Raw genomic sequence first — 14,359 nt, 5'->3', positions numbered from 1 at the left:
ATTTATCTCAGAACCCTTGATTTCTATAGATTAAGCAATATTAATCTAGACAATCACCTACAAATTTAAGTACAATGCTGGATCTTTCAAATAAAGCATTTTAGTAAACAACATTAGATAGAGGTAAAAATGGCACGTGTAACTGTTCAAGATGCAGTAGAAAAAATTGGTAATCGCTTTGACCTAGTTATTGTAGCTGCAAGACGCGCTCGCCAACTACAAGTTGAAAATAAATCACCGCTTGTTCCGGAAGAAAACGACAAAGAAACTGTTATAGCTTTACGTGAAATTGAAGATGGCCTTGTCAACAAGCAGATTCTTGATATTGCTGACTTTCAAACGCGTCAAGACGAAGAAGCAGAAGTGCGTGCAACACTTCATGAATCTATTCTTCTCGAAAACACGCCATCGTACGAATAAGCTTCACAGGAATTGCTTATGCAATATTTTGATAGCTTAAAAGAGGTTGTAGCATCTTATCTTCCACCTAAACAAGTCGAATTGATTCAAGATGCTTATCTTTTTGCTGAAAATGCACACGAAGGGCAATTCCGATGTAGTGGTGAACCTTATATCACTCACCCTGTTGCAGTGGCAATGAATTTGGCAGAGATGCGGCTTGATTATGAAACAATTATTGCCGCACTTTTGCATGATACTATTGAAGATACACCTGTTACCTTTCAAGATATTACAAAAAAGTTTGGTAAACATGTTGCTATTTTAGTTGAAGGTGTGTCTAAACTTGATAAATTAAAATTCCGTAACAGACAAGAGGCTCAAGCGGAAAATTTTCGGAAAATGGTGCTTGCCATGACCGAAGATGTGCGCGTTATTTTAATTAAACTAGCTGATCGCACTCATAATATGCGTACACTCTGTGCTTTAAGACCTGACAAGCGCCGTCGCATTGCTAAAGAAACCCTCGAAATTTATGCGCCTTTGGCTCATCGTTTAGGTATTCATCATATTAAAACTGAACTTGAGATTTTGGGCTTTACAGCAATGCATCCTAATCGCGCTAAAGTGATTGAAAAAGTGATCAAAACAGCGCGTAATACCCGTAAAGAGCTCATTCAACAGATTTTGTCTGAAATAAAGCAGCGATTACATGACGCATATATTGATGCCAAAGTGACAGGTATTGAAAAAAATATTTATGTGATTTATCAAAAGATGAAACTGCGTGAGCAGCAGTTTCATTCCATTATGGACATTTATACTTTTAGGATTGTGGTTAAAGATGTCGATGCTTGTTACCGTGCGCTTGGATTGGTACATAATTTATATAAACCTCGACTTAATCGCTTTAAAGACTACATAGCAATTCCTAAAGCGAATGGGTATCAGTCATTACATTCATCGTTAATTGGACCACACGGAACACCGGTTGAAGTACAAATCCGTACCGAAGATATGGATCAAATGGCCGAAATGGGTGTTGCTGCACATTGGGCATATAACGAAAGGGATGAGTTAAATACAACTACGCAAATTAAAGCGCAACGCTGGATGCAAAGCTTGCTAGAACTACAACAAAGTGTAGGGAATTCTTTTGAATTTATCGAAAACGTAAAATCAGACTTATTTCCTAAAGAGATTTACGTTTTTACCCCTAAAGGACGTATTGTTCAATTACCTGAAGGGGCGACAGCGGTTGATCTTGCCTATGCTGTCCATTCGGATATTGGTTATCAATGTGTTGGTGCGATTGTTGATCGTAAACCTTACCCTCTATCACAACCACTAAGCAGCGGGCAAACTGTTGAAATTATTACCTCACCAGAAGGAAGACCTAACGCAAGTTGGTTAAATTTTGTAGTGAGTGCTAAGGCAAAGTCACGTATTCGCCATGCGCTTAAAACGCTTAAACGTGAAGATGCAATTGAATTAGGAAGGCGTTTACTTAACCTTTCGTTAGTTAAATCTGGTGGTATTAGTGGGCTATCATCGAGTCAAAAACATAGAGTGGTTGAATTAACGAAATTGTCCAGTTTTGATGATGTTTTGGCCGAAATTGGGCTAGGCAATATTATGAGCCATTTCATTGCCAAAGGTTTAGAGGATAAATCCTTATTACAAAATAAGGCAGAGTCAAACAAAACCCTTGTTATCACTGGTAGTGAAGGTGTTTTGGTTACGTTTTCTAAATGTTGTCATCCTATTCCCAATGACCCTATTATTGGGCACGTCAGCCCTGAAAAGGGACTGACAGTACATCATGAATCTTGCCGAAATATCACAGGGTATCAACATAACCCAGAAAAATACATCTCGCTCAAATGGGCGCCAGATATTTCTCAGCGCTTTGTTGCTGAAATTTGGGTCGACATTTTAAATACTCAAGGTTCTTTGGCACATGTTCTTTCAATTATTAATGATGAAAATACCCACTTGCAATGGTTAAATACCGAAGAAAAAGATAGACAAATTTATACGATTATTTTGCAAATTGAAGTAAAAGATACTCTGCAACTTAATGAATTAATTCGTAAAATGTCACTGCAACCGGATGTGGTGAGTGTTACGCGAAATATAAATTAATCATTATGATAAATCGTTTTTTGGACCATGTACCGTTGATAAAATTAACAGGAATTGGTGCAAGTTTAGAAAAAAAATTCAATACATTAGGTATCTATACGGTCAAAGATCTATTATTGCACTTTCCATTACGTTATGAAGATCGCACGTCGACTTGTGCTATTGGTGATGTGGCTATCGGTGAGTATACCACTATTGAAGGGTGCATCGTAAAAACTGAAGTGGTCTTTAGGCGTAAACAAATGTTAGTTTGCTATGTTCAAGATGAATCAGGTATAGCAATATTAAGATTTATGAATTTTAATGCTGGAATGAAAGCCAGTTTAACGCAAGGTCAGTGGGTCAGTGCTTATGGTGAGGTTAAAAGTGGAAAAAACTATCCTGAAATAATTCATCCACAATATAAAGTTAAAAACAGTCGTGAAGATAACTTGCTATCTTCTGATCTCAATCAAGAAAGATATACACCTATTTATCCAACAACTTACGGACTTACTCAAAATATTATTCGTAAACTAATTCAAGCTGCACTACTATTATTAAAACGTAATCCGCCAAAAGAAATTTTACCGGCATCGCTAGCGAGTTGCTATTTAACTGTTTTCGATTCGTTAAATATTATTCATAACCCACCAATAGATACTGATATAAATCAATTATCAAATGGGGAACACCCTGCAATTAAACGGTTTATTTTTGAAGAACTACTTGCTTATCATTTAAGCATGTTGATGTTGAAAACAGATAATCAAAAGTTGCAAGCTTATGCAATGCATGTTAATCAACAGTTTATAAAACCGTTTTTATTTTCATTACCTTTTAAACCTACTCATGCTCAGCAACGGGTGGTTCAAGATATTTATCTGGATATGGCAAAACCAACGCCAATGATGCGATTAATTCAGGGAGATGTAGGTTCTGGCAAAACGTTAGTTGCAGCACTAGCAGCACTTAATGCAATAGAAAATAATCAACAAGTAGTATTAATGGCGCCGACTGAGATATTAGCAGAACAGCATTATCACAATTTTAAACAATGGTTTGATCCACTAGGTATTTCTGTGGATTGGTTATCAGGGACATTAACCGCTAAAAATAAGCATCAGCGTTATGAGCGTATTTTAAATGGTGAACTTACCATGTTAATTGGAACGCATGCGGTATTTGTTGATAAAGTGCAATTTAATTCATTAGGTTTGGTAATTATTGATGAGCAGCATCGTTTTGGTGTTAATCAGCGCTTAAGCCTTTGGGAAAAAGGCATTAAAGATCATCTTTATCCACATCAATTAATTATGACCGCAACGCCTATTCCCAGAACATTAGCCATGACAGTTTATGCCGATCTCGATGTTTCAGTTATTGATGAATTGCCACCGGGACGAACACCCATTACCACAGTTGTTATACCTAATACTCGCCGTGATGAGATCATTGAACGTGTAAATCAAGCTTGTTTAGATAATCGCCAAGTATATTGGGTGTGTACTTTGGTTGAAGAGTCTGAAATGCTTGATGCTCAAGCAGCTGAAATGTTGGTTACTGAGTTACAAGCGCGTTTGCCTCATTTAAGTATTGCGTTAGTGCATGGCAAAATGAAATCTGATTTAAAGCAATCGGTCATGCAAGATTTTAAAGCCGGAAAAATTCAATTGCTTGTTGCCACAACGGTCATTGAGGTCGGTGTTGATGTACCTAATGCTAGCTTAATGATTATCGAAAATGCAGAACGGTTAGGTTTAGCACAATTGCATCAGTTGCGTGGACGAGTCGGACGTGGTTCGGCAGTGTCTCATTGTGTGCTGATGTATCAAGCGCCTTTAAGTAAAATTGCCCAAGCACGCATGAAGGTAATGCGCGATAGTAATGATGGTTTTATTATTGCCCAAAAAGATCTCGAACTTCGTGGCAGTGGCGAAATTTTAGGAACTAGGCAAATGGGTATGGCTAATTTTAAAGTGGTTGATTTGATTCGCGATCAGCATTTGATTAGTGAAGTGCAGCAAGCATCTTATGACATCCAAAACAACTATCCACAAAGCGCTGTACAATTAGTTGATTGTTGGCTGCCAAATCGTCAAAAATACATTAATGTATAATTGTGCTTTATTTTTTACATATATTTAATGCTGTACTTATTTATGGGTAATAAATTTATGTGTGGACTTGAGTATTGCTGTTTTCAGTCCACACATTGAAGTTAATATCTAACAGTTACATAAAATTATTGCATTATAAGAATGAACGATAAGGTAATTCTGGCTCATCAATAAAAATATCTCTAAAACCACGATAATGTTGATAATGCATTTTATGTTTATCGGTTGGATAAGTATATCTTCCACCAACTTGCCAAAAAAATGGCATAAATTGGTAATTCAAGCGATCTTTTTTCATTTGCCATAATACTTCGATTTCACGTGGATCGCTTTGGAAGTTTGCCCAAATATCATGATGGAATGGAATAACAACTTGAGTATTGAGTGATTCAGCCGCACGCAAAATATCGGCTGACGTCATTTTATCTGTCACACCGCGAGGATTTTCACCATAAGATAGTAGTGCAACATCGATTTTATAATCATTACCATGTTTTGCATAATAATTAGAATAGTGTGAATCACCAGAGTGATAAAGCGAGCCGCCTGATGTTTCAAATAGATAGTTAACAGCTCTGTCATTCATACCATCTAAAATTGATTTATCTGTTGATGATACGCCTTTGGGGAGGGTAACTAGTGATGTTCTATCAAAAGAGTCCAAGACACGAATGGTGATGTCTCCCACTTGGATTGTTTCGCCTACTTTAGCAATAATGCAGCGATCTTCTGGTACACCCCAACTTTTCCATAATTCTACACAGGCTTTAGGTCCAATAAATTTAACACTCGATGAACAGTTTTGAATAACTGCAGCAGCCACATTGACATCAATATGATCGGCATGATCGTGGGTTGCCATTACAGCATCAATTTGTTTAATTGCAAAAGGATCAAGAACAAATGGACTCGTTCTCAAATTTGGTTGTAATTCACGTACTCCACCCATACGCATCATTTGATGTTGTTTGTTCATCAATGGATTTGCATGTGTTTTTTTCCCAGTGCCACACCAAAAATCAACTGATATATTTGTATTACCTGCTGATTTTAACCAGATACCTGTACAAGCAAGCCACCACATTGTAAATGTGTTGGGTTTAACTTCTGTTGTTTCTATTTCTTCATTGAGCCATGTGCCCCATTCAGGAAATGTATTTAATATCCATGATTCACGGGTAATTTCGTTCACTTTACTCATACTTTGTTCCTTTTACAATTAATAGTTAAACTAAAATAACTTCAACGCCTTGCTCCTTAATGCATTCAATCACATCCTTATTTGCTTGTTTTCCTGTAATTAAGATATCTATTTTATTAACAGGACAAAAAAGCATGCCTGAATTGGCTTTTTTATCAATTTTTGAACTATCGACAACAACAACTAAATTTTCGACTTTTTCCAATATTTGCTGTTCAGCAACAGCACCTAATATTTCGCTTTTATAAAGGCCGGTTGGCGTTAATGTTTTGCCGCTGGTAAACATCCATTTGCCGGCATAGGAATCAGTAATGCTGACAATAGGGTTAATAATGATATTTTGTGTTTTGTTGTATAATCCCCCCATAATAATGACGTTTTCATGGTCATGTTCAATTAAGTAACACGCTAATGGAAAATAGTTAGTAATAATTGATACATTTTTACCGCATAGTTCGCGACCGAGTAAAAATGCCGTCGATCCACAGTTTATAACAATGTTTTCTTCATTATTGCATAGCTTGGCTGCACGAATTGCAATGCGCGCTTTTTCGTGATAATGGTCGGTATTATGATTATCAATTGGCGCCCAAATAGGTTTTACTTCTTCTAATCGCATAATTCCATTGCGAACTTTTTTTACTCGCCCTTCTTGATCCAGTTTTGTGATATCTCGCCGAGCTGTTGCAGGTGAAATAGCAAAGTACGAAATTAACTCAGTGACTTTAACCATACCTTTTTCATTAACTAATGCCACTATTTCGTTATGCCGAGATAGCTCACTCATTACAACCTCTTTATTTTTAGTGATTAAATTTGATTAAATTTGATGATAATTTTCATTGGTATAAAAGTCAATTATTTTAAATTTAAATTTATTGAATTTATTGTTTAATTAATTGATAAAATTAAATTTAATTTTTATTCTCTTTCTTTTTTTATCAAAATGTGATGTGTATCACAGGCATAAATATTAATTATTAGAAAAGGTGATCCTTGTCAAATTAATCATAAATAATCATTGAATGATTTATTTTGATTGTTGAATATATCACTAGTATTTAATTTTGATAAAAATTGATCTTCGAGATGTATTGTTAAAGCAATGAAAAATGTCGATAACTGATGAGAGGAACATATGGAAGTAATCTATAACGTATTTTATATTTTTTATAGTCAAGTTATGACAAAGGCGCCTTTGTTACTTGGCTTAGTGACAATGCTCGGTTATTGTCTATTACGTAAAGATATATCAACAGTTTTAAAAGGCACTATTAAAACCATTGTTGGTTTTATGCTATTACAAGTTGGATCTGGCGTGTTAGTTTTAACTTTCAAACCTGTTATCGCCAAACTGGCAGAGTATCATGGCATTAAAGGATCTATTATTGATACTTATGCATCAATGGTAGCAGTTGAAAATGGCATGCATGAAAACTATTCATGGGTCGGTTATGCGGTATTGTTAGCGTTAGCTATTAATATAGTGTTGGTCATTTTTCGCCGTGTAACAGGTATTAGAACCATCATGTTAACTGGCCATATTATGTTTCAGCAGGTCGGATTAATTGCGTTATTTTACTTCCTTTTTGGCTACAGTATGTGGGAAACCATTATCTATTCGGCTGTTATTATCGCGCTTTATTGGGGCATCTTTTCAAATATGATGTTCAAACCCACTGAGGCTGTTACCGGTGGTGCTGGATTCTCAATTGGTCACCAACAACAACTTGGGTCATGGATTGCCGTTAAACTAGCACCTAAACTGGGGGATAAAGACGATTCTGTTGATAATTTAAAATTGCCTAAATGGTTACACATTTTTCATGATAGTATCGCTGCAACCACCATTGTTATGACGTTCTTTTTCGGAATTATTTTACTTTCTTTTGGTTTAGATAATTTACAAACCATGGCTGGATCAACTCATTGGACAATCTATATTTTTGAAACTGGTCTTAAATTTGCTGTGGCCATTCAAGTGATTGTAAGCGGTGTGCGAATGTTTGTTGCCGAGCTATCTGAAGCCTTTAAAGGCATTTCAGAAAAATTAATTCCTAATGCAGTATTAGCTATTGATTGTGCTGCCATTTATGCGTTTTCGCCTAATGCCATGGTATTTGGTTTTATTTGGGGGGCGTTAGGGCAATTTTTGGCTATTGCTTTATTACTTGTCTTTAAATCTCCTATTATGATTATTCCAGGTTTTATTCCTATGTTTTTTTCGAATGCTACTATTGGTGTTTTTGCTAACCACTTTGGTGGTTGGAAAGCCGTTATGAAAATTTGTTTTGTGATGGGTATGGTAGAAGTATTTGGCTCGGCTTGGGTCATTTATATTTTTGCACAAAATGGTACACCGATTGATTCTTGGATGGGAATGGCGGATTGGGCAATATTATTCCCACCAATTTTACAAGGCCTATCTATTTCGCATTTATTCATCTACGTGCTTATAGCATTGGCAATGCTTTATATGTACTTTGCTGCCAAACAGTTACGCTTGGATGAATCCATGCAAACAAAACAATCAGGAATAAATGATGAACATCAAGATATGAATATAGCTGTAGTTGAAAAAATGAATGAAATCGCAACTTGTGATGGTCGCGCAGTTCGAATTTTAGCAGTATGTGGTAGTGGTCAAGGTTCGTCAATGATGATGAAAATGAAAATTGCCAGCTACTTAAATAAAAAAGGTATTGCTAATGAAATGGATTCTTGTGCAGTGACTGATTACAAATCGCGACTGTCTAATGTTGATATCATCGTCGCATCAAAGCATCTTATTCACGAAATTGAAGTAAATGAAGGTCAGTATGCGTTAGGTGTTCAAAATATGCTTAATCCACAAACTTTTGGTGACGAGCTTATTAAGCTGATTAATCAAGTAGTTTCTAAATAGATTTTCTAATAAAACAGGAGTACAACATGGCCTTAAAAGAATCACTGATTGAGAACAACTCCATTTTACTCAAAGCAGATGTTGCAACTTGGCAAGAAGCTATCAAGCTAGGCACGGATATGTTAGTTGCATCAAAAGCGATAGAGCCTTCCTATTACGATGCCATTATTAGCTGTGTTAAAAGTATGGGACCATACATTATTATTGCACCAAACTTTGCCATGCCACATGCCAGACCTGAAGACGGAGTAAATCGAACTGCGTTTGCTTTAGTTACTTTAAAAAATCCAATTTATTTTGAGGGTGAAGATGAGCCAGTTGATGTGTTAGTTACGCTTGCTGGCAGTACGTCTGATCAGCATATGGAAGGATTAATGGAAGTAACCCAAATCTTAGATGATGAAAATAGTGAAACAGGTATTGATCTTGACAAACTACGGCGATGTAACTCAAAAGAAGATGTTTATGCCGTTATTGAACAGGCTTTAAATGGGGGATGAGTATGTATCAAGCTTTAAAAGAAAGTGTCTTACAAGCCAATTTATTGCTACCAAAATATAATTTGGTCACTTTTACATGGGGTAATGTCTCTGAAATTGATCGCACGAAAGATGTTATTGCTATTAAACCTTCTGGTGTTGAGTATAGCAATATGACCGTTGATGATATCGTGGTGGTTTCATTAACAGGCGAGGTTGTTGAAGGTAGATTGAATCCTTCAAGTGATACTGCAACGCATATCGAACTGTATAAAGCGTTTCCTGCTATTGGTGGTATTGTGCATACACATTCACGTTATGCAACCATTTGGGCTCAGGCTGAATTAGATATTCCTGCTTTAGGCACTACACATGCTGATTACTTTTATGGTGATGTGCCCTGCACGCGTGAATTGAGCGATAGCGAAATTGCGACTGACTACGAAAAAAACACTGGTTTAGTTATCGTTGAAGAATTTAAATGCCGTGGGCTTGATCCTGTCGCAATGCCGGGTGCGATAATTTCGGGGCATGCGCCATTTTGCTGGGGTAAAAGTGCCTTTGATGCAGTACATAATGCCGTTGTACTTGAAGAGATCGCCATGATGGCATTGGCAACTCGCCAACTGAACCAAACAATTAAAATCCAACAAACTTTATCAGATAAGCACTACTTTCGCAAACATGGTGCGAATGCTTACTACGGTCAAAAATAAAAGAGATAAGGAGAAAAACATGGTAGCACCTAAATTACAAATCGCATTAGATCAAACCGATTTAGCTCCTGCATTAGAGGTTGCACAAAATGTAGCTGGGTTTGTCGATATCATCGAGGTTGGTACTATTTTGGCATTTGGCGCGGGAATGCAAAGTGTTAAACGTTTAAGACAACTCTATCCAAATCATATTTTGGTGTGTGATTTAAAAACGACCGATGGTGGCGCTATTTTGGCTAAAATGGCTTTTTCTGCTGGAGCCAATTGGTTAACAGTATCAGCAGCAGCTCATATTGCAACTGTTGAGGCATGTAAAAAAGTAGCTGATGAATTTCAAGGTGAAATTCAAATTGAATTATATGGTCATTGGACTTTAGATGATGCAAAAGCGTGGCGAAAATTAGGCATCAAGCAAGCGATATATCATCGGTCACGCGATGCTGAACTTGCTGGTATCGGCTGGGGTGAAGATGATCTAACTAAAATGCGGCAACTTTCAGATTTAGGGCTAGAATTGTCAATTACTGGAGGTATTGTACCTGAAGATATACATCTATTCGCCGGTATTAAAACTAAAGCATTTATTGCTGGTCGTGCTTTAGCTAATGAAAACGGCAAAAAAACGGCTCAAGCATTAAAAGAACAAATAGCTCAATATTGGTAATCACCACCATCATGTGGCCGTTTATTTGGCCATTTTTCTTTTTTGTTTAATTATTATCAGGTTCTCATTATGTTGCAAAGTACAGATATATCAAAAACAATGTATCAATCAAAAACGACTTCTCGTATAGGTATTTATGAAAAGGCATTGCCCAACAAACTATCATGGCAAGATAAATTAAATGAAACTAAAGTATTAGGATTTGATTTTGTCGAAATTTCAGTAGATGAGTCGCATGAACGTCGCGCAAGGTTAGATTGGTCTGATGATGAGATATATTCGCTTAGACATCTATGCGAAAAGACCGGTATACCACTTCATTCCATGTGTCTTAGTGCGCATCGTAAATTTCCGTTTGGATCAGCAAATAGCGATATTAGAAAAGAAGCCAAAATCATAATGAATAAAGCAATTATACTTGCTTATAAACTGGGTATAAGAGTGATTCAGCTTGCCGGATATGATGTTTATTATGAACAAGCTGATTTGCAAACTCATCAACGTTTTATTGAAGCAATGAAATGGGCAGCAAAACAGGCCGAGCGATTTGGCGTAATGTTGGCGGTTGAAATTATGGACACGCAATATCTTAACTGCTTAAGCAAATTTGAAATTCTAAAAAAAGAAATTAACTCTCCTTATTTTATGGCTTACCCTGATGTTGGTAATATTACTGGATGGAATTACGATACTTGCACTGAACTTATGTTAAGTTGTGATCATATTGTACAGATTCACTTAAAAGACACCTATAAAGTTAAATCTAATTATCCCGGTCAGTTTAGGGATCTTGTTATTGGTGAAGGAGAAGTTGATTTTACAGCTATATTCAAAACGCTTAGTGCCATGAATTATGTAGCTCCCCTGGTTATTGAAATGTGGGCAAATGATGATAACTGGAAAACTAATATTATTACCGCTCAAAAAAGATTAAAGGCAATAGGTGAGAAAACGAATTTTCCGCTTTTTTGCTAACACCCTAATCATTTTTCAATCCATAAAGGATTAATGCTATTGCTGTTATTGTGTTGTTAAGCTCCCCCCCGAAAGCAATTTAATGGTGGAGCCTAACATAAAACGGTTTAACGTGTTTCAATTTTTGTGGTTTTTGACGACAATCAAGCTTTCAATCGATGTATATACTTTTTATTTATCATTTTATGTGCTGTCTTACCAATTTTATATATGTGTTTGCTTAGACATGATTATTTACTCTTTGCACTACTATGGCTATCGTGTAATATAGGCAGTATTATAAAAAATGGAATGAATTGCGGATATTGTATGAAATCAACGATAAAATCACTCTCTGTCTTTTTCTTTACTTTGGCTTTGGTGGGATGTGGATTAAAAGGTCCGCTTTATTATCCAGTTGAAAAAGCTGAAATGCAACAAACTAAACAAACAACAACTGCCTCAATTCAATCTGATATATTAATTAAAACTGCATAATGGAATAGGGTGATGGATTTTTTAAATTATCAACATGATCATTTATTTGCAAACCAAATAGCGATAGCCGATCTTGCAAAGCACTATGGTACCCCATTATATGTTTATTCGGCCGATCACATAAGTAAACAGTTTTTAGCTTATGAACAGGCTTTGACCAATAATAAGCATTTAGTTTGTTATGCGGTTAAAGCTAATAGTAATTTAGCTGTTTTAAGTTTACTGGCAAAACTGGGGGCTGGTTTTGATATTGTTTCACAAGGCGAGTTAGAGCGAGTATTAAAAGCGGGAGCTGATCCTAAAAAAATCGTCTTTTCTGGCGTAGCTAAATCAATCATTGAAATTCAACGTGCGCTTGAAGTTGGCATTAAATGCTTTAATGTTGAGTCTGAAGCCGAATTGTATCGAATTGATGAAGTTGCCAAACGATTAAATAAAACTGCACCGATTTCATTAAGAATCAATCCCGATGTAGATGCTAAAACACATCCTTATATCTCAACAGGTCTACGCGAAAATAAATTTGGAATTAGCTATGAGTTAGCTTTAGATGTTTACCGAAAGGCACGATCATTAGCCAATATCAATATTGTTGGTATTGATTGTCATATTGGTTCACAGTTAACTCAATTATCGCCATTTCTTGATGCTGCCGATCGTATTCTTGCCTTAGTGGATAAATTGCAATCTGATAACATTATTATTGAACATATCGATTTAGGCGGCGGTTTAGGTGTTTGTTATGATAATGAACAACCTCCGACAGCATCGCAACTTGTGACTGAGTTGAAAAATAAATTAATTAATTATCCCGATATCGAAATTTTATTTGAACCAGGGCGCTCTATTGTTGCTAATTCAGGTGTGTTAATCACTAAAGTAGAATATACCAAACATCAAGATGATAACCATTTTGCGATTGTTGATGCGGGGATGAATGACTTGATCCGTCCAGCACTTTACGATGCTTGGATGAATATATTGCCCGAAAAACAACCACAAGCTGGCGATGAATCTTTTGTATACAATGTCGTTGGGCCAATATGTGAATCAAGCGATGTACTGGCTTATCAGCGCAAGCTTTCGGTTAAGCAGGATGATTTATTGGTCATTTGTAGTGCTGGAGCTTATGGCTTTAGTATGGCATCAAATTACAATAGCCATCCAAGACCTGCTGAAGTGATGCTTATTGATGAACAACAACATAAATTAATCCGTGAGCGTGAATCTTTCGAAGATTTATGGCGCGGTGAAGTGGTTTTATAATATTTATACATTGTATCGAAATGCTCAATCACATTAGCATTTCCTTTTTAAGTTTAGGCTGGTTAACAGCCTAAACTTAAAAAAACAAGCTAACACGTTTTACAATAGAAGGTAAACTAACGATGAACTTTTCAAAAATGCATGGACTCGGAAATGATTTTATGGTTATTGATGCAGTGACGCAGAATGTTCATCTCTCGACAGAAATGATTAAACGCATGGCAGATAGGTATACCGGCGTTGGGTTTGATCAGCTTCTTATTGTTGAGCCACCTTATGCACCTGATAGTGATTTTCATTATCGTATTTTTAATTCCGATGGTTCTGAAGTTGAGCAGTGTGGCAATGGGGCACGTTGTTTTGCGCGTTTTGTTCGTTTAAAAGGATTGAGTAGAAAACGAGTTTTAAAAGTCAGTACGATGAAAGGTAATATTGTTTTAACCGTCAATGACGACGATACTATACGAGTTAATATGGGGCAGCCTATTTTTGAGCCCAATAAAATTCCTTTCAAGGCTATTAAAGAAGAAAAAACCTATATCATTCGAGCTCAAGAACAGACCATATTATGTGGTGTTGCATCTATGGGCAATCCTCACTGTGTGATTCAAGTTGATAATATTGTAACAGCAGAAGTGACAACGCTAGGAGCACTATTAGAGCAACATGAGCGCTTTCCTGAACGTGCCAATATTGGATTTATGCATATTATTGATCGCAATAACATTAATTTGCGTGTATTTGAACGTGGAGTTGGCGAAACACAAGCTTGTGGTACGGGAGCTTGTGCAGCAGTCGCGATAGGTATTAATCAAGGATTATTGAACCAACGTGTTAATGTTAATTTACCTGGTGGTAAATTATTGATTGAATGGAAAGGCGGTAATCAACCACTTTACATGACAGGACCTGCTACGCATGTGTATGATGGCTTTATTGCCATTTAATTTTGATATTCTTACTGTATGACGCTAGCATTTGTTGGTAGAAAAGGTTACAAAAGAAAATAATTCAGGAAAATAATTGATTTTAT

13 protein-coding genes are annotated in these 14,359 nt (G+C 36.3%); 11 read left to right on the top strand and 2 right to left on the bottom strand.

Annotated features, from left to right (window positions below; all coding sequences use genetic code 11):
* The first annotated feature begins 129 nt into the window (after nucleotides 1-129).
* From rpoZ to recG, 3 genes are read left to right on the top strand one after another with little or no spacing between them, the layout of a single operon-like run.
* Complete coding sequence (gene rpoZ / locus BQ5209_RS00735; protein WP_085246673.1) at nucleotides 130-420, top strand: DNA-directed RNA polymerase subunit omega; 291 nt, start codon at nucleotides 130-132, stop codon at nucleotides 418-420.
* An 18-nt stretch (nucleotides 421-438) separates the two neighbouring features.
* The gene (gene spoT / locus BQ5209_RS00730; protein ID WP_085246672.1) at nucleotides 439-2,544 is read left to right on the top strand and encodes a bifunctional GTP diphosphokinase/guanosine-3',5'-bis pyrophosphate 3'-pyrophosphohydrolase; all 2,106 of its coding nucleotides are present in this window, start codon (nucleotides 439-441) and stop codon (nucleotides 2,542-2,544) included.
* Between the two features lie 5 nt (nucleotides 2,545-2,549).
* Nucleotides 2,550-4,643: an ATP-dependent DNA helicase RecG gene (gene recG / locus BQ5209_RS00725; protein WP_085246671.1), complete on the top strand. Its 2,094-nt coding sequence runs from the start codon at nucleotides 2,550-2,552 to the stop codon at nucleotides 4,641-4,643.
* Between the two features lie 133 nt (nucleotides 4,644-4,776).
* Here recG and ulaG read toward each other — a convergent pair whose 3' ends face one another.
* Together ulaG and ulaR are read right to left on the bottom strand one after the other, a co-directional pair.
* On the bottom strand, nucleotides 4,777-5,844 hold the full coding sequence (ulaG, locus tag BQ5209_RS00720; RefSeq protein ID WP_085246670.1) for an L-ascorbate 6-phosphate lactonase: 1,068 nt from the start codon (nucleotides 5,842-5,844) through the stop codon (nucleotides 4,777-4,779).
* Between the two features lie 25 nt (nucleotides 5,845-5,869).
* On the bottom strand, nucleotides 5,870-6,631 hold the full coding sequence (gene ulaR / locus BQ5209_RS00715) for an HTH-type transcriptional regulator UlaR (protein ID WP_085246669.1): 762 nt from the start codon (nucleotides 6,629-6,631) through the stop codon (nucleotides 5,870-5,872).
* 351 nt (nucleotides 6,632-6,982) lie between these two features.
* Here ulaR and BQ5209_RS00710 point away from each other — a divergent pair, with 351 nt between their 5' ends.
* The 8 genes from BQ5209_RS00710 (at nucleotide 6,983) to dapF (ending at nucleotide 14,273) form a co-directional block, all read left to right on the top strand.
* Nucleotides 6,983-8,749 carry a PTS ascorbate-specific subunit IIBC gene (locus BQ5209_RS00710; protein ID WP_085246668.1) on the top strand — a complete coding sequence of 589 codons (1,767 nt, stop codon included), beginning with the start codon at nucleotides 6,983-6,985 and terminating at the stop codon, nucleotides 8,747-8,749.
* Nucleotides 8,750-8,775: 26 nt separating this feature from the next.
* A complete protein-coding gene (locus BQ5209_RS00705; RefSeq protein ID WP_085246667.1) occupies nucleotides 8,776-9,249 on the top strand; it encodes a PTS sugar transporter subunit IIA in 474 nt (157 codons plus the stop codon).
* A gap of 2 nt (nucleotides 9,250-9,251) precedes the next feature.
* The gene (locus tag BQ5209_RS00700) at nucleotides 9,252-9,944 is read left to right on the top strand and encodes an L-ribulose-5-phosphate 4-epimerase (RefSeq protein ID WP_085246666.1); all 693 of its coding nucleotides are present in this window, start codon (nucleotides 9,252-9,254) and stop codon (nucleotides 9,942-9,944) included.
* Nucleotides 9,945-9,963: 19 nt separating this feature from the next.
* Nucleotides 9,964-10,608, top strand: a complete 645-nt coding sequence (locus BQ5209_RS00695; RefSeq protein ID WP_085246665.1) for a 3-keto-L-gulonate-6-phosphate decarboxylase UlaD — start codon at nucleotides 9,964-9,966, stop codon at nucleotides 10,606-10,608.
* Nucleotides 10,609-10,707: 99 nt separating this feature from the next.
* Nucleotides 10,708-11,583, top strand: a complete 876-nt coding sequence (locus BQ5209_RS00690; RefSeq protein WP_085246798.1) for an L-ribulose-5-phosphate 3-epimerase — start codon at nucleotides 10,708-10,710, stop codon at nucleotides 11,581-11,583.
* Nucleotides 11,584-11,892: 309 nt separating this feature from the next.
* The gene (gene lptM, locus BQ5209_RS10570) at nucleotides 11,893-12,060 is read left to right on the top strand and encodes an LPS translocon maturation chaperone LptM (protein ID WP_208609899.1); all 168 of its coding nucleotides are present in this window, start codon (nucleotides 11,893-11,895) and stop codon (nucleotides 12,058-12,060) included.
* A gap of 12 nt (nucleotides 12,061-12,072) precedes the next feature.
* On the top strand, nucleotides 12,073-13,326 hold the full coding sequence (gene lysA / locus BQ5209_RS00685; RefSeq protein ID WP_085246664.1) for a diaminopimelate decarboxylase: 1,254 nt from the start codon (nucleotides 12,073-12,075) through the stop codon (nucleotides 13,324-13,326).
* 122 nt (nucleotides 13,327-13,448) lie between these two features.
* Nucleotides 13,449-14,273 (top strand): diaminopimelate epimerase, encoded by an 825-nt coding sequence (gene dapF, locus BQ5209_RS00680; protein ID WP_085246663.1) that lies wholly within the window; start codon nucleotides 13,449-13,451, stop codon nucleotides 14,271-14,273.
* Nucleotides 14,274-14,359 lie beyond the last annotated feature (86 nt).

The sequence above is a fragment of the Gilliamella mensalis genome (assembly GCF_900103085.1).
Classification (GTDB): Bacteria; Pseudomonadota; Gammaproteobacteria; order Enterobacterales; family Orbaceae; genus Gilliamella; species Gilliamella mensalis.
This window is presented reverse-complemented; position numbering and strand designations above follow the sequence as displayed.